This window comes from Bacillota bacterium (assembly GCA_018333655.1).
GTDB lineage: Bacteria > Bacillota > UBA994 > UBA994 > UBA994 > BS524.
Genome location: JAGXTJ010000023.1, coordinates 63,189 through 78,826 on the forward strand (window position 1 = coordinate 63,189; position 15,638 = coordinate 78,826).

At 53.1% G+C, this 15,638-nt stretch carries 17 protein-coding genes; 16 read left to right on the plus strand and 1 reads right to left on the minus strand.

Features of this window, described 5'->3' with window-relative positions:
• The first annotated feature begins 149 nt into the window (after window positions 1-149).
• The 7 genes from KGZ92_04705 (at window position 150) to coaD (ending at window position 5,339) form a co-directional block, all read left to right on the plus strand.
• A complete protein-coding gene (locus KGZ92_04705; GenBank protein ID MBS3888585.1) occupies window positions 150-515 on the plus strand; it encodes an Asp23/Gls24 family envelope stress response protein in 366 nt (121 codons plus the stop codon).
• Between the two features lie 18 nt (window positions 516-533).
• Complete coding sequence (locus tag KGZ92_04710; protein ID MBS3888586.1) at window positions 534-2,186, plus strand: DAK2 domain-containing protein; 1,653 nt, start codon at window positions 534-536, stop codon at window positions 2,184-2,186.
• A gap of 1 nt (window position 2,187) precedes the next feature.
• Window positions 2,188-2,838 carry an L-serine ammonia-lyase, iron-sulfur-dependent subunit beta gene (gene sdaAB, locus KGZ92_04715; protein MBS3888587.1) on the plus strand — a complete coding sequence of 217 codons (651 nt, stop codon included), beginning with the start codon at window positions 2,188-2,190 and terminating at the stop codon, window positions 2,836-2,838.
• Window positions 2,839-2,848: 10 nt separating this feature from the next.
• Window positions 2,849-3,703 carry an L-serine ammonia-lyase, iron-sulfur-dependent, subunit alpha gene (gene sdaAA, locus KGZ92_04720; protein ID MBS3888588.1) on the plus strand — a complete coding sequence of 285 codons (855 nt, stop codon included), beginning with the start codon at window positions 2,849-2,851 and terminating at the stop codon, window positions 3,701-3,703.
• A 103-nt stretch (window positions 3,704-3,806) separates the two neighbouring features.
• Window positions 3,807-4,034, plus strand: coding sequence for an alpha/beta-type small acid-soluble spore protein (locus tag KGZ92_04725; GenBank protein MBS3888589.1), 228 nt, complete (start codon window positions 3,807-3,809; stop codon window positions 4,032-4,034).
• Between the two features lie 256 nt (window positions 4,035-4,290).
• Window positions 4,291-4,851, plus strand: a complete 561-nt coding sequence (gene rsmD, locus KGZ92_04730; protein ID MBS3888590.1) for a 16S rRNA (guanine(966)-N(2))-methyltransferase RsmD — start codon at window positions 4,291-4,293, stop codon at window positions 4,849-4,851.
• On the plus strand, window positions 4,851-5,339 hold the full coding sequence (coaD, locus tag KGZ92_04735) for a pantetheine-phosphate adenylyltransferase (GenBank protein ID MBS3888591.1): 489 nt from the start codon (window positions 4,851-4,853) through the stop codon (window positions 5,337-5,339). Before rsmD ends, coaD begins: the two co-directional genes overlap by 1 nt.
• Here coaD and ylbJ read toward each other — a convergent pair.
• Complete coding sequence (ylbJ, locus tag KGZ92_04740) at window positions 5,314-6,555, minus strand: sporulation integral membrane protein YlbJ (protein ID MBS3888592.1); 1,242 nt, start codon at window positions 6,553-6,555, stop codon at window positions 5,314-5,316. The two genes, coaD and ylbJ, sit on opposite strands and share 26 nt — an antisense overlap.
• A 157-nt stretch (window positions 6,556-6,712) precedes the next feature.
• On the opposite strand from ylbJ, the gene KGZ92_04745 reads away from it, so the two are divergent.
• The 9 genes from KGZ92_04745 to smc all read left to right on the plus strand — a co-directional run bounded on the left by KGZ92_04745 (window position 6,713) and on the right by smc (window position 15,628).
• Entirely contained in the window at window positions 6,713-7,912 is a 1,200-nt protein-coding gene (locus KGZ92_04745) for an acetate kinase (GenBank protein MBS3888593.1), read from the plus strand.
• 47 nt (window positions 7,913-7,959) lie between these two features.
• Window positions 7,960-8,532, plus strand: coding sequence for a DUF177 domain-containing protein (locus KGZ92_04750; GenBank protein ID MBS3888594.1), 573 nt, complete (start codon window positions 7,960-7,962; stop codon window positions 8,530-8,532).
• Window positions 8,489-8,665, plus strand: coding sequence for a 50S ribosomal protein L32 (rpmF, locus tag KGZ92_04755; protein ID MBS3888595.1), 177 nt, complete (start codon window positions 8,489-8,491; stop codon window positions 8,663-8,665). Before KGZ92_04750 ends, rpmF begins: the two co-directional genes overlap by 44 nt.
• Before the next feature lie 125 nt (window positions 8,666-8,790).
• A complete protein-coding gene (gene plsX / locus KGZ92_04760; protein ID MBS3888596.1) occupies window positions 8,791-9,780 on the plus strand; it encodes a phosphate acyltransferase PlsX in 990 nt (329 codons plus the stop codon).
• Window positions 9,781-9,810: 30 nt separating this feature from the next.
• A complete protein-coding gene (locus KGZ92_04765) occupies window positions 9,811-10,665 on the plus strand; it encodes a DegV family protein (protein ID MBS3888597.1) in 855 nt (284 codons plus the stop codon).
• Between the two features lie 16 nt (window positions 10,666-10,681).
• Window positions 10,682-10,915, plus strand: a complete 234-nt coding sequence (acpP, locus tag KGZ92_04770; protein MBS3888598.1) for an acyl carrier protein — start codon at window positions 10,682-10,684, stop codon at window positions 10,913-10,915.
• 11 nt (window positions 10,916-10,926) lie between these two features.
• Window positions 10,927-11,604, plus strand: a complete 678-nt coding sequence (rnc, locus tag KGZ92_04775; protein MBS3888599.1) for a ribonuclease III — start codon at window positions 10,927-10,929, stop codon at window positions 11,602-11,604.
• A gap of 59 nt (window positions 11,605-11,663) precedes the next feature.
• The gene (locus KGZ92_04780) at window positions 11,664-11,924 is read left to right on the plus strand and encodes a stage V sporulation protein S (protein ID MBS3888600.1); all 261 of its coding nucleotides are present in this window, start codon (window positions 11,664-11,666) and stop codon (window positions 11,922-11,924) included.
• 179 nt (window positions 11,925-12,103) lie between these two features.
• Window positions 12,104-15,628 (plus strand): chromosome segregation protein SMC, encoded by a 3,525-nt coding sequence (gene smc / locus KGZ92_04785; protein MBS3888601.1) that lies wholly within the window; start codon window positions 12,104-12,106, stop codon window positions 15,626-15,628.
• Window positions 15,629-15,638: the final 10 nt, after the last annotated feature.

Sequence of the window (15,638 nt, forward strand, 5' to 3'; positions counted from 1 at the left end):
GCACCTCCTTTTCACGCAAGTAATTCTACCATATGATAAGAGAGGCTGGCAAGGCTGCCTGTAAGTTCACAGAGACTTGGCGAGGCAGGAATAATACGAGTTCAGTCGAATAATAAATAATTGTACGTGGACAAAAGGGAGGAAGCCTTGTGAGCCAGACTATTGTAACTGAGTTCGGCAAGATAATCATCACTGAGGAGGCTGTCTCTACAGTCGCGGGCGTGGCGGCCCTCGAATGTTACGGCCTAGTAGGGATGTGCAGCCGTAGTCGTATTCGTGATGGCTTTATCGAGCTCTTGGGGAAAGAAAATCTTTCTCGGGGCGTCGAAGTACAGATTAAAGACGGCAATGTAATCATAGATCTATTTGTCATTGTAGGCTATGGGACCAAAATTTCTGAGGTTGCGCAAAACATCATGGAGAAAGTAAAATATGTAGTCGAGACCTTTGTTGGTATGCCTGTGGAACACGTGAATGTCAACGTGCAAGGTGTGCGTGTTAACAGCGGCAAGTAGTAGCGAGGAGGAAAGTAGTTGACAGCAAAGCACATCGATGCCGCGCTCCTCAAGCAAATGTTCATTTCCGGCACACGAAACTTGGAAATGAGAAAAGAGCAAGTGGACGCGCTAAACGTATTTCCAGTCCCCGATGGTGATACCGGAACTAACATGAATCTGACTCTGCAAGCGGTTCTAAAATCTCTTGACAAGCCTAACCTTAACACGTGTGGACAGGTAGCACAGGCTGTGGCTTCTGGCTCGCTCATGGGCGCTAGGGGAAACTCCGGCGTTATACTTTCACAGCTGTTTCGTGGCTTTGCTAAATCATTAGAGCGTAAGGACGTTATCACTGGCCTAGAATTTGCGCAGGCCCTCGCCGCAGGAGTAGAAACTGCCTACAAGGCTGTGGGGAGACCGGTCGAAGGTACTATCCTTACCGTAGCCAAAGATGCTGCTAAAATTGCCCAAGCAAAAGCTAGAGGCGAGGCGGACATGGCGAAGCTTATGCGGGCAATTATTGAACAGGCAGAAAAGACGCTGGCCAAGACCCCTGATTTACTACCTGTTCTGAAGCGAGCCGGGGTAGTCGATGCAGGTGGACAGGGCTTAGTCTTCATATACCAGGGGTTCCTGCTTGCTCTTTTAGGGCAGCCACTTACGCTTGACACGGCCGGAGCCGTCGCTGTGGCACCTCCCCCGTCCCGGGTAGAGGCAGAACCGTTTGCGGCCTTAGAGATAGAGTTTCTCTACTGCACGGAATTCTTAATAAATAAATCTAAAATTGACGAAGATAAACTGCGTCCGCAGTTTGAGCCTCTTGGCGACTCCTTGCTAGTCGTGGGCGATAGCGATGTTATCAAAGTACACATGCACACCAATCACCCGGGGCGGGCGATGGAGATCGCACTGCAGTACGGTGTTTTGAGCGACATTAAGATCGAAAATATGATGGAGCAACATGCCGAAACGCAGTGGGTGTCGGAAGCTCTACCAGAGGTCGAGGTCGCGCCCATACCCGGAGAAGGTAAGGGCATCGGCGTAGTTGCCGTGGCTGCAGGAGCTGGTATCGCGACGGTACTCAAAAGTCTAGGCGTCGACGTTATCGTCGAGGGTGGGCAGACCATGAATCCGAGTACGGAAGATTTGGCTGCAGCTGCCAACAGTATAGCCTGCGATAAAGTCATTATCTTGCCAAACAATAAGAACATCATTATGGCGGCTGAGCAAGTCAAGGAATTGACCAAGAAAGAAATCGTCGTGGTAAGAAGTCAGAGCATTCCCCAAGGACTAAGCGCCATGCTGTCTTATGAATCGGTCTCACAGGACCTAGATAGGGTAGCTAAGGCTATGACACGGCGGATGCAGGGAGTTAAGACGGGCCAAGTTACTTACGCCGTCAAGTCTTACCAGAGTGATGTGGGTGAGATTAAAGAGGGAGACATCATCGGCTTGCACGACAAGGGTATCGCCACGGTAGGGCAAGATGCGGCCTTAGTGGCGCTATCTCTTTTAGAAGAAATCGTCACTGATGAGGACGGGGTCATTTCTTTGTTCTATGGCAGCGATGTCCCAGAACCCACTGCTCGTGCGCTAGCCGACATGATCGAAGAGCGATACCCTAACTGTGCACTAGACTTCTTCCCGGGTGGGCAGCCGTTTTACTACTATATTTTTGCGGTAGAGTAAAATGGCCGGACTTCTCGATATTATTGGCCCGGTGATGATTGGGCCCTCTTCTTCTCATACCGCGGGTGCGGCGCGAATCGCCAAATTAGCACTGCGACTACTAGGTGAGCCCGTCAAATCGGCCGAAATCATACTTTATGATTCCTTTGCCCATACTTACCTTGGTCACGGCACGCATCTAGCGGTCCTTGGTGGGCTTCTAGGTTTTGCTCCCGATGACGTTCGGCTGCGCCACGCTGATGCCCTGGCTCGCGAATCCTTCAGCTACACCCTAGCCACAGAGGAGGGCATGGCGCATCCCAATACGGTGCGACTACTGCTAACTGGTAGTAGTCAAGCCGTGGAAGTCGTCGGTGTGTCGCTAGGTGGCGGCAGGGTTACAATAGTAGAGATAGATGGCTTTCCCACGCAAATAGATGGCGCCAGCCATGTAATCATCGTCTTTTCTGCCGATCGTCCGGGGGTTATCACTTTTCTTACCTCCCTTATCGCCGGCGCTGCCGTGAATATTGGCAATATGAATGTTTCACGGCGTGCCAAAGGTGACTCTGTAGTAATGACTATTGAGCTAGATCAGCCGCTTAAGAGAGCCGTCTTGACTGAAATGTTGCAGGGTAGCGGGGTGTACAAAATTGTCCAGATCTCGCCGTGACGGTGCTACGTTGAGTTTTGCCGCGCTTTTGTCGGCAGCGGAGGACGCGACCCTGCCTGAAGTGATACTGGCGAGGGAAGTAGCCAAGGGTAACTTGACGGCTGCGGATATCTGGGAGAGTCTCTCGCAGAGTCTTGTGGTCATGAAAGAAGCTGTAGCCAGTGGTTTAAAGAAGACCGAGCTCTCGCCTAGCGGCTTGTCGGGCGGCGACGCAGCACGGCTCTATCGTTCACCGCACAGTATTTTAGGTGAAGTAGGCAAGAGAGCCGCGGCCTACGCCTTGGCCACTGCCGAGGTGAACGCCAGCATGGGGCGCATAGTCGCGGCACCTACAGCGGGTTCAAGTGGCGTTCTGCCGGGTGTCTTGCTGGCGCTTTCCGAGGTACACCTGATTGATGACGAGCAGTTGGTTAGGGCCTTAGTTGTGGCGGGTGGCATTGGGCAAGTGGTTAGTGCGCGCGCTACTTTGGCCGGGGCCGAAGGCGGGTGCCAGGCTGAATGCGGAGCGGCAGCGGCCATGGCCGCCGGTGCGACTGTTTTTCTCCTAGGTGGTGACACCGAGGCAGTTTTTCACGGCGCGGCTATGGCGATCACTAACCTGCTCGGGTTAGTGTGCGACCCGGTGGCAGGCCTAGTAGAAGTGCCTTGTATTGCTCGAAACGCGGGTGCATCAGCTATAGCGCTGCTCTCTGCGGAACTAGCGCTAAGTGGTATTCGCAGCCTTATACCGCCCGATGAAGTGGTCGATGCCATGCGTGAGGTCGGGCGGCTTCTGCCAGCGTCTCTACGTGAGACGGCTGTTGCTGGGCTGGCCAATACGCCGACAGCGCGAGCGCTCGAAAAAAATCTGTTGGGGCGACAGTAAGCAAGAGGAAAGTAATACCGGGAATACCTCCTTCGCGGTGGAGCATACTATGCTCAGCAGGATCGATTTACACCCTGCAAGTAACCAAAGGAGGTGAATCAAGATGGCAAGAGGTAGTGATACTAGTAGCCAAATTGTAGTCCCCCAAGCCAAGAATGCCATGGAGCAGTTCAAGTATGAGGTAGCTTCAGAGCTTGGCATACAGACCCCAGCAGACGGATATTGGGGAACCATGACCACGCGTGACACCGGCGCCATCGGTGGCCACATGGTACGTAAAATGATCGAAATGGCTGAGCGTTCTCTCGCTGGCCGTGGCAACACGCGCTAAGCTTCCATAAGAGAACATTTTTCGAGAAAGTGGGCGCTTGCCCACTTTCTTCTAATTTCTCCCCACTTCTTGCTTCTTGCTCCTTGCCTCTTGCTCCTTGCCTCTTGCTTCTTGCTTCTTGTCTCCTGCCTCTTGCATCTTGTTTCTTGCCTCTTGCATCTTGTTTCTTGCCTCTTGCTCCTTGTCTCCTCACTCCCGTTCTCTTATACTCAAAGGGTAAGGCGTATTTTTCTAACATAGGGAATCGAGGTGTGCGATGCGCGTTATTGCCGGGACACTTGGTGGACGAGCCATCGGCATGAAGGATAGCCTGCCGATCAGACCCACATCAGATAAGGCGCGCGGCGCCGTTTTCTCGAGCTTGGCCCCCCGCATCGCAGGCGCAAAATTTCTCGACATTTTCGCGGGCACAGGGGCCATGGGCATCGAGGCTATTTCGCGTGGGGCACATCGGGTGACGGCCGTTGAACTGTCTCCGCAGGTGGCTAGGCTAATCAAAGAAAATTTGTTGTCTCTAGGCATAACTAGTGATGAGTTCGAAGTCAAAGTGGGGTCCTTCCAAGCCGTGCTGCCCATTCTGGCTGCAGAAACCTACGACCTAATCTTTGCCGACCCCCCTTATGGGCAAGGTTACCCCGCTGAAGTTCTACGCCTGATTGCGCACCATGACTTGCTTAAAACAGAGGGCTTGTTGGTCATTGAGCACTTTTCTAAGGAGAGTGTGCCGCAAAGGCAAGGCAAGTTGCGTTTGTTTAAGATTAAAACCTATGGCCAAACACAAATGTCCTTCTTCATGGCCGAAAGGGAGTGCACTTAGTGATTAAGGCAGTTTATCCAGGTAGTTTTGATCCGGTTACTAATGGACATTTAGACATTATCGAAAGAGCCTCGCGGGCTTTCGACCTTCTCGTCGTCGCCGTAGTAAGAAACCCTGCCAAAGATGCCATGTTCTCTATCGAGGAGCGAGTAGAACTGCTTAGGCAAGTGACAGCGCACCTGCCTAATGTTTCTGTAGGCCATTTTGAAGGCTTACTCATGGAATACATGTACCTGTTAGATGCCAAGATAGTTATTAAGGGCCTGCGAGCAATTTCAGATTTTGAGTCTGAGTTTCAGATGGCACTCATGAATCGCACCCTAGACAGCTCTATTGAGACCATGTTCATGATGACTAACAGCCGATACTCCTACCTCTCATCTTCTCTGGTTAAAGAAGTCGCACGTCTAGGGGGGGCCATCGATGAGTTAGTTCCTGCAGAAGTAGCTGAGGCGGTGGAAGCTAGGCTTTTACACGCCAGACGCTAATCTTTATTCTCGTGAGGCCAATCACCAGCGCCGAGAATACTACCGCTATCCCTAGGAAGGCTGCCGCTCTTATCCCGGTGAAGTAGAGGCGATGCCAGAAGAAGTAGGGGCTAGGGCTAGGTATGGTGGTGAGAAAGGCCGGAACGGCTAGGTTAATGTTAAAGGCGGCAAAAACATTCCACAATAATATTGTGGCCACAAAGGCCAGTACCGCATGCAACAAGCGTGCGAATAGGTAGGGAGTCAGCCTAATATCGGTGTCGTTGATAATGCTGGCCACTTGGCCATGTACCGATAGGCCGCTCCAGGCAATAACTGCCCCCGCCATGGCCACTCTCTGCTGCAGGGGGGCAAGGGCCGTAGAACACATTTGTGTGCCGATAGTGATTTCAAATATGCCCGCCACGGCGGCAGGCGCGAGGGCAGCGGCTACCCCGAGTGGCGCTAGTAGAAAGGCAATTAGTCTGCCCAGAAAGTCTACTGCCCCCACAATAGTTGCCAACCTTATAAGAACAGAGAAAATTATAATAAACCCCCCGATGGTCAAGAGGCTCTGTACAGAATTGCGAATGGCATCCCCCATTAGCTGACCTAGTGGTCTGCCGTCCCGTTTCCGGGCACGGTGCAGTTCGACGAGAGAATTGACGATGATGTTACCGCTATGATGTGAATCCTTCGTGCGCGGGGCATGGCGGCGATAAAAGCGCATACATACGCCGACCCCTAGGCTCGCTAAGTAATGAGCCAGCGCCATAATGGTGCCTAAGGTAGCATCTCCGAACATGCCTACCGCGACCGCACCAAACATAAATAAAGGGTCAGCCGTGTTGGCGAAGGAGATGAGACGCTCGGCCTCAACTTGCGTACAAGCGTTTTGCCGGCGCAACTTGGCCGTCAGGATAGCGCCGAGTGGGTAGCCCGAGGCTAGCCCCATGGCCATGACAAAGGAGCCCACACCCGGCACATTAAAGAGCGGCCGCATGAGAGGCTCCAGTAGTACTCCCATGGCATTAACCACCCCGAGGCCCATCAGGATCTCTGAGAAAACGAAAAAGGGCAAGAGGGCGGGAAAGACAATCTCCCACCAAACTCGTAGGCCTTTCAAGGCGGCAGAGAAAGTATCCTCAGGAAAAAGTACCATGGCGATGGTGAGTATTACCGCCACGCTGGCCAGTAGAAGTGATCCCCCAACATCTTTGCGTCCTCGCCGTCCCATAGTTTTCGCTCTCCTATCCGTCTCTGCACGTAGTACAATATATGCGTTCTTGGTAAGGCTATTCTGACATAGCCAAGCCCCTCTAATATGCTTGTGAGTCGCGTTTTTTGCCTATATAATGAATGGGGTCTCAAAAAGCCACAAGGAGGTTCTGCCAGTGAAAGTTCTTGTCATCAATTGCGGAAGTTCATCTCTCAAGTATCAAGTGTTTGATATGGCAAACGAAAGTGTTCTCGCCAAAGGCCTCGTAGAGAAAATCGGCCTCGAGGGGAGTTTTCTCAAGCATCGCCGGGGTGAGGAGGACAACAAGCTTATCGAAGCATCCATCGACAATCACGAAGTAGCCATTAACTTGGTTATCGACGCACTGACGAGCACTGAACATGGTGTAGTGAAGACCATGGCCGAGATAGAGGCCGTGGGGCACCGCGTTGTGCATGCTGGCGAAAAATATGCCACCTCTGTACTTATTAACGCCGAAGTGATGCAGGCCCTGCATGAATGCGTGGAACTTGCTCCCTTGCACAATCCGCCCAACATTATGGGCATTGAAGTCTGCAGCAAGCTGATGCCCGCGGCCAAGCATGTGGCTGTCTTTGACACCGCTTTCCATCAGACCATGCCTGAGCATGCCTATCGTTACGCCTTGCCGCATGCCTTTTACGAGAAATACGGCATTCGCCGTTATGGCTTTCACGGTACGTCACATCGTTACGTCTCAGAGCGTGCCGCAGCCATGCTGGGTAAGCCGCTCACCGAACTCAAGCTCATCACTTGCCACCTTGGCAATGGCGCCTCCGTGGCGGCTATCGCGGGGGGTAAATCCGTGGACACCAGTATGGGTTTTACACCTCTAGAAGGTCTCATCATGGGTACGCGCTCGGGTGACTTAGACCCGGCCATCGTAACTTTCCTTATGGAAAAAGAGCAAATGACGCCTGAACAAGCCAGCAACTTTTTTAACAAGAAGTGTGGCATGGTCGCACTTTCTGAGGTAAGTAGCGATTTTCGCGTCATTGAAGATGCCGCGGCGGCGGGTGACCGCAAGTCTAAGCTAGCGCTCGACATGTACTACTACCGCGTGCGTAAGTATGTGGGGGCCTATGCTGCCGCTCTCGGTGGTGTAGATGCCATCGTCTTTACAGCGGGACTTGGTGAAAACTCGCCTGAAGTGCGCGAGGAAGTTTGCCAGCACTTAGGCTTCATGGGCGTAGAAATCGACCCCGCCAAGAACAGGGTGCGCGGTAAAGAAGTCGACCTGAGCACAGCTAAGGCCACAGTCAAGGTTCTCCTTGTGCCAACAAATGAGGAGTTAATCATTGCACGTGACACTAAGATGTTAGTCGGCATACACTAATCGTTTGACAGTAGAGTAACCCCTGTGTATAATCTATGAGGTGATAAGTGATGTGGCTTACCTTTGCTGAGCTCGGTAATATGCACCAGGCCCAAAAATTCGCCGTTACTCTCCCTTTTGAGGTTGTGGAGATGCAGGGCGAGGTTTTTACGCCACTTGTGCCAGCCGTAATCACCCTCGCTCTCACTCGCGCTCTAGACAAAATTGAGGTAACGGGCGAGATCTCTGGCCGGTGGTTAGTCGCGTGTGTGCGCTGTCTCACACCGGCAGAAGCCGTCCTTGAGAACAGTTTCGATGACATGTGGTGGCCGTTTGGTCAAGGTGAAGAGAGCGAAGATTTCTTGGCTTCTGACTTTGTAGACAACGACCGTCAAATGGTTAACCTCGAAACATATGGCACAGAGATAGTCTTGGCACATTTACCTTTGCGAGTCTTGTGTGCTCCTGACTGCCTAGGGATATGTGAATCTTGTGGGCAAAATTTGAATGAAGCCGAATGCAACTGCGCTAAGCGTGACATAGATCCGCGGCTGGCGGTGTTGGGGCGTTTGCTGAATGACAAAGGAGGTGTGTTAGATGGCACTACCAAAGAGAAAAACTTCAAAGTCTCGCCGCGATAAGAGGCGCGCCAATTGGAAGCTAACCTCCCCTGGGATGGTACTATGCCCCCAGTGTCATGAGGCCAAGCTCCCCCATCACATTTGTAAGGCCTGCGGGTTCTACAAAACCAGAAAAGTTTTGGCTGTTAAGTAGCCGCAAACTCCTAAAAAGGCGGAATTTCCGCCTTTTTTTGCATCCCGCTGGCCTGGCGAAATTGTTGCCTAGGAATCTAGGTCTAGAGTATACTGAGGGCAGAATATGACTGTAGAGGTGTAGTTATGCGTATAGCAGTGGATGCTTTGGGTGGCGACCATGCCCCAAGTGAGATTGTTGCCGGAGCCATAGCCGCGGTGCGGGAGAAGAAGGGGCTACAGCTTGCCCTTGTTGGCCCCGAAGACAAGCTTCGCGTAGCCTTGCGCCAAGAAGGCATGTCATCTGCTATAGGCATTGTCCCGGCTGCAGATACAATTGGCAACGACGAGGCGCCGGTTATCGCTTTGCGCCGCAAGCCTAACTCCACCCTCGCTGTAGGTGCGAGACTCATCAAGGATGGACAGGCTGATGCCTTTGTGACGGCGGGGAATACAGGTGCCTTTATGGCTGCGGGGCTTTTAATCGCTGGCCGTATCGCCCATGTGGAAAGGCCCGCCCTAGCACCTCTCCTGCCTACTGTGAAAGGCAATGGGGTGGTCCTGCTAGATGTGGGCGCGACCATGGATGCCAAGGCCGAGAATCTCGCCCAGTACGGCCTGATGGGCTCTATTTATGCCGAACGAGTGCTTGGCAAAGTAAGGCCACGTGTTGCTCTGCTTAATGTCGGCAGCGAAGAGGGGAAGGGCAATCAGGTGAGCAAGGACGCCTTTTCGCTTCTTGCTGCGAGTGGCATAAATTTTGTCGGCAATATGGAGGCGCGAACCCTGCTCAGCGGAGAGTTTGATGTCGTAGTGTGCGACGGTTTTACCGGCAATGTCTTACTCAAAATGATGGAGGGCGTAACCGGAACCATGTTCGAACTCTTGCGCGAGGCCTTCTTGGCAGATTACCGCGGCAAGCTAGGTGCCTTACTGCTTAAACCTAGTTTACGCCAACTGAAGCGTCGCTTCGATTATGCCGAGCATGGTGGGGCACCGCTACTTGGCATCAATGGTGTTTTCGTCAAGTGCCACGGCTCGTCTAGGGCCTTAGCTATAAAGAACGGTATTTTTCAGGCCGAAAAATTCATCACCCAGGAGGTGATCAAAAAAATCACTGGCCTGGCGGAAAAGTAGAATTTCTTTGAATATGAAAGGATGATTGCCATGACACGCCAAAAGATTGCCATTGTTACGGATAGCACCGCTGACATTCCACAAGCATTAGCCCAAGAATTAGGTATCGTGGTTGTTCCTCTTAATGTTATCTTCGGAGAGAGGAGCTATAAAGACGGGGTCGACATCGGCAGTAAAGAATTTTTCGAGATGCTGCCGCAAGCTACCGTGCATCCTCGTACCTCACAGCCTTCGCCGGGAGAATTTGTCGATGTCTACAACAAAGTCCTGGAAGAATCAGCAGAAATAATTTCTATACATATCTCCTCTGGCATGTCTGGCACCTACCAATCTGCTGTTTTGGCAGCAGAAATGGTCGGCAAGGGCAGAGTCACCCTCATAGATAGCCTGAACGCTTCCCTTGGTCTTGGCCTCGCCGTCATTTTAGCGGCGCGGGCACGTAATGAAGGGGCGAGTAGGCCAGAGATCGTCGAAAAAGCCAAGGCCGTATGTGACAAGCTCGCTTACTTTATCTCGGTCGAGAGCTTAGTCTGGCTTGAGCGCAATGGGCGCATTGGCAAGGCGAGTGCCCTGCTTGGGGCCTTGCTCAATGTGCATCCTATCCTGCGTCTTAAGGATGGCGGCATTGTAGCCCATACCAAGGTGAGGGGCAAGATGAGTAAAGTGCTAACTAGCCTAGTAGAGTCAGCGGGTGAGTTTGTGCCCCATGGTTCGCGTGTTCGTGTGGCCATCATGCATGGTAATTGCCCCGAGCGGGCGGCAGACTTAAAGAAATTAGTCGAGGCGGCGTACAAAGTCGAAGAGACAATTACCAATCAAATTGGCCCTGTTGTCGGCGTTCACGTTGGTCCGGGAACCATAGGCTTAGTGGTTGTTCCTTACTAGAAGGGAGAGAGGTAGCATGAAAGACGTTTTTGCCATAGTGCGCCGTATTACCGCGCGAATTTTGCGAGTCGATGAGGCCCGGGTGGAAATGGGCTCTCGGTTTAAACAGGACCTCGCGGCAGACTCCATTAACTTGGTGGAGATAGCCATGGCCATCGAGCAGGAGTTTGACATCACTCTTGAGGACGATGAGGTCACGAATATCACTACAGTTGCCGATGCCGTCAACTACATCCTGAAAAGGCCTTAGGAGAGAAAATCTTGCCAGTAGTAATTGAATTGGCCACGAAGCTTGGGTTTACCCCCCAGGATGAACCACTGCTCAAGCAGGCGCTTACGCATTCTTCCTACATCAATAATCATGCTGGCGTCTCGGACAATGAGCGCCTGGAGTTTCTGGGTGATGCGGTGCTGTCCTTGCTATGTAGCCAAAGTCTTTATGCTAAATTCCCCCACTACGCGGAGGGGCAGCTCAGCAGATTGCGGGCTAACCTTGTCTGCGAGGCCGCTCTAGCAGAGATCGCCAAGCGGTTTGGCCTTGCCAGGTACATCTTGCTCGGCAAAAGTGCTGCTGGTAGTGGAGGCTATGAAAGGCCAAGAATCTTAGCCGGTTGCATAGAGGCACTACTCGGGGTGGCCTTTCTTTCGGGTGGTCTGCCAAGGGCGCGGCAGTTGTTCGACCTATTCTATGGCGACCTAATGACCGAGGTCACCGAGTCGTGGTCGGAGGCTGACGCCAAGAGTGCCCTGCAAGAGCTAGCACCCGAATCTATAAAATATGCCCTGGTGCAAGAGAGTGGCCCCGATCATGATCGCACCTACCAAGTCGAAGTGTTCGTCCGCGGCACGGCCTACGGGCTAGGCGAAGGCAAGAGCAAAAAGCAGGCAGAACAAGCCGCCGCACTCCTCGCTCTACGCAAATTGCGCGGTGAAAAGTAACAACTTGGGCGTTTCCCTCGCATATGAAGTAGAGATAGTTGGCGAGGGAGGAATTGGGCTTGGAGGTCTTGAAAGTATCGGCGCACTCAAATCCAAAATCGGTCGCGGGCGCCTTAGCAGCAGTACTGCGCGAGCGAGGGACGGCAGAACTACAGGCGGTTGGGGCGGGGGCAGTTAATCAGGCAGTGAAGGCGATTGCCATCTGCCGCGGCTATGTGGCCTCCAATGGGGTTAACTTAGTGACTATTCCCGCCTTTGCCGATATCTTCATTGATGGACAGGAACGCACAGCCATGCGTTTTATTGTTCACCCGCGGTAGACTAACGACAGAGTGGACCAACAGAAGGGCGACCGACAGAGGGGGCGTTGCGACAGAGGGGACGGTTCTTTTTGTCGCAGAACATCTGACAAAAAGAACCGTCCCCTCTGTCGCCTAAAGAACCGTCCCCTGTGTCGCATGTCGCAGTTACCTAATGGTAGCGTTGGAGGACGAAAAAGATGAAAATTAAACGCGTCTTGGTGCATGGTTTTAAGTCATTTGCCGACAAAACCGAAGTTGAGTTTGGTGAGGGCCTGACGGCGATCGTCGGGCCTAATGGCAGTGGCAAAAGCAACATTGCGGATGCCGTCAAATGGGTTTTAGGAGAGCAGTCTGCTCGTGCTCTGCGTGGTAGCCGTATGGAAGATGTCATTTTTGGCGGGACGGCCAAACGCAAAAGTATCGGTTTTGCCGAAGTGACCATAATATTCGATAACGAGTCTTTACGCTTGCCCACGCCTTTTACCGAGGTAGCCATTACTCGCCGTGTCTATCGCAATCTCGAAAGCGAATACTTCATCAATAAGAGGCCGTGCCGTCTTAAAGACATTACGGAGCTCTTTCTCGATACGGGCATAGGACGTGACTCCTACTCTTTTGTGGGGCAGGGCAGAATTGAAGAAATGTTGAGCGCCGACCCTCGCAGTCGCCGCGTCATTTTCGAAGAGGCAGCTGGCATTTCGCGTTACAAACTGCGTAAGCGCGAAACGGAGACTAGGCTGGCCGAGACGGCCGCTAATTTACTGCGCATAAAAGATGTAACCGCCGAGCTAGAAGCTCAGCTCGGGCCACTCGCCGCGGAATCCGAGCGGGCCAAGTCCTACCAAGGGCTCGCGGTACGGCGTCGCAGCCTAGAGCAAAGCCTACTAGATTACGAGCTTACATTGAATGAGCGGCAGACTCAAAGCCTTGGGCAGCAAGCAGAGCGCCTGCGCGATGACCTTTTGCGAGGCGAACTCGCGCGCAGTAGTCTACTGGCACAGCAAGCAGCGCAGTCCTTGCTCGACAGCGAAATCCAGGCGCGGCTGCAGGATGGCGAGAGGAGTCTTTACGAGAAGCGCTTGGTCCTGCGACAAAAGGATGAACGCAGGAGCGAAGCCGCCACTCAGCTAGAAAAGCTCGGAGCCCAGCGAAATCTTTTACAGGAGCGCCTACAGGATTCTCGCGTGGAGCAGCAAAAAATTGCGCTACGCCTCGCGCACATGCGCGAAGATGAAGCCGCCGCTACTTCACGCCAGAAAGAAGCTCGCAGTGAGATTGCCGAGCTAGATAGCGCCGAGGACGCCCCTACCTTAGGACGCGAGGCTCTGCTAAAAGAAGCGATGGAAAGCCTATCGTCCACTCTCTTTCAGCACGAGCGCGAGCTCACTGCCCAAACAAAGCAAGTAGTTTTGCTAGAAGAAAGGCTGTCGGCGCATTGTGTCACGCAGCAGGCGCTAAAGACGCAGGGTGAGTTAGAGCTAAAGCGCCATCAGGAGCAAGAAGCCGCCGTGTCCGCCGAGAAGATTCGGCTTGCAGAGCTCGTTCTAGAAGAACAGGCAGTAAAGTCGCACCTCGCTGACTTGCGCCAGAAGCAAAAACAGCTCGAAACAGCGCTGAGCGCGAAACAATCAGAGCTTTTTCGTGCCGAGAACCGTCTTCGCGCCCAGAAGGCGAGTGAAGAGCAGATGGAAGGCCTAAGTCGCGGGGTTAAGTTTATTCTTAAGGCACGCTTGCCGGGCGTACTAGGAGTCGTGGGCGACCTGATTTCCACCTCACCTAAGTTAGAGACGGCTATTGAAGTCGCGCTAGGCGGGGCTGTAGCCGATATTGTCACCTTCACTGAAGGACAAGCCAAAGAGGCCATTAAGCGACTAAAGGACAGCAACCAGGGGCGGGCAACCTTTTATCCTCTCGACTCCCTGCGTCCGCGGTCAGCGCGCGAAGTGCCAACCGGCTTACGAAACCACGAGGCTTTCATGGGCCGGGCCGTTGACCTTGTATCGAGCACGCAGGAACTGCGCCCGCTAGTCGAGCAGCTCCTAGGCAATGTACTCGTGGTAGCTAATCTTGACACAGCATCCTTCGTGGCCAAGGAAACGGGTCATATATGGCGCATTGTCACCCTAGAGGGCGATATTCGCCTGCCTAGCGGATCGCTTACGGGCGGTAGCCGACCTGAACGCCAGGCTTGGCTCCTGGCGCGAAAGAGAGAGAGCGAAGACAGTGCCAAGGACGCCTTGCGCTTACGGCAAGAACTCCAGTTGCTTGAAGGGGAGCAAGCCTCCTGGCAAGCGACCATGGCCCTAGCCTTAGCTCGCGTCGAGAACTTGCGTGCCACAATTGATGGGGCGAAGCGTACTTTGCTCGGCTACGAGTTATCTCAAGCCAAGACCGCCGCCTTAATAGAGCAATATACCAGGGAAAGCGAAGGGGCCCATAAAGCGGAGCAGGCCAATGTTTACGAGCAGGCCGAATGCAGACGTCAAATTGCGTACTTAGAGCAAGCTATTGCTGCAGCCAGAGCGGAGCAGGCCACATTAGCTACGGAGGCAGAGGAGTTAGCGCGGGTAAACGCCGAGTTAGGCCATAAGCGTGTCATCAGAGAACAGCGCCGCATGGAGCTAAGACTCGATTTGGCCAGAACTGAAGCCCAAGTTGCTGGCTTGGCCGCCCGCCTCACCGAACACGAAGGTTTGCTAGCAGACGCTCTCAAGCGCACCACAGAGCTTGCTCTAGAGTGCGCTACCCTAGAGAGCGAAGGTATTCGCCTAGAGAATTTACTTGCCGAACTGAGAGTAGAAATGGGCAATTTTGCGGCGGAGGTAGAGCTTCTCTCCGAGTTAGTTCTGCAGTTACAGCAGGAGCGCCTAGCTATGCAAGCTAGGCACCAAGAAATTGTCGCTGCTTTAGAGAATAATACGCAAGAAAGTAACGCCCTGCGCCTTAAACTACATAATATGGAGTTACGTTTAGAGCGCCTCAAAGTCGAAGCCGAACACCTTCTCGCCAAGCGAGCCGAATATGGGCCGGCGGGTGAAACAGAAGGGGTCAACATCTCGAGTCGCGCGGAGGCGGAGTCGGCCATAGAAGTGCTCGACCAAGAAATACTGGCCCTAGGCCCTGTGCGTCTCTCCTCCATCGAAGAGTTTACCCGCCTTAGCGAACGAGTCACCTTTCTTTCGCAAGAAGAAGAAGACCTTACGCGTTCATCAGAGAGACTTAAAGAAGTCATTGCCAGTCTTGACTCCGTAATGGGGGAGAGATTCTTAACAGGCTTTCAGGAGGTAAAGTCTGCCTTTCAAGACATGGTTAACCGTCTGTTTGGCGGTGCCTCCTCGCGGCTTAGCCTAACCGACAAAGACAAACCCCTTGAGTCGGGCATCGAGATAGATGTGCAACCTGTCGGCAAGCGGCTACAGAATATCAGCCTGCTCTCCGGCGGTGAGCGCACCTTGGTGGCTATCGCCTTAATCTGTGCCGTGCTTAAAGTTAAGCCCACACCTTTCTGTGTGCTAGATGAAACTGATGCCGCCCTTGATGATGCCAATGTGGGCCGCCTTATCGGCGTCCTACGCGAGCTTAGCCTGAGCACGCAGTTCTTGCTTATCACCCATACCAAGGGGACGATGTTAGCAGCCGACATGCTCTACGGCGTGACCATGCCTGAGCAAGGCGTCTCCAAGGTACTGACGGTGCGGGTGTCCGAGTTAGCTTCGTCTTAAGATTACTTGC

Coding starts and splice junctions, on each gene's coding strand:
- sdaAB (MBS3888587.1), top strand. CDS start 2,188: ATGGCCGGACTTCTCGATATTATTGGCCCGGTGATGATTGGGCCCTCT.
- KGZ92_04725 (MBS3888589.1), top strand. CDS start 3,807: ATGGCAAGAGGTAGTGATACTAGTAGCCAAATTGTAGTCCCCCAAGCC.
- rsmD (MBS3888590.1), top strand. CDS start 4,291: ATGCGCGTTATTGCCGGGACACTTGGTGGACGAGCCATCGGCATGAAG.
- ylbJ (MBS3888592.1), bottom strand. CDS start 6,555: ATGGGACGGCGAGGACGCAAAGATGTTGGGGGATCACTTCTACTGGCC.
- rpmF (MBS3888595.1), top strand. CDS start 8,489: ATGGCACTACCAAAGAGAAAAACTTCAAAGTCTCGCCGCGATAAGAGG.
- plsX (MBS3888596.1), top strand. CDS start 8,791: ATGCGTATAGCAGTGGATGCTTTGGGTGGCGACCATGCCCCAAGTGAG.
- KGZ92_04765 (MBS3888597.1), top strand. CDS start 9,811: ATGACACGCCAAAAGATTGCCATTGTTACGGATAGCACCGCTGACATT.
- acpP (MBS3888598.1), top strand. CDS start 10,682: ATGAAAGACGTTTTTGCCATAGTGCGCCGTATTACCGCGCGAATTTTG.
- smc (MBS3888601.1), top strand. CDS start 12,104: ATGAAAATTAAACGCGTCTTGGTGCATGGTTTTAAGTCATTTGCCGAC.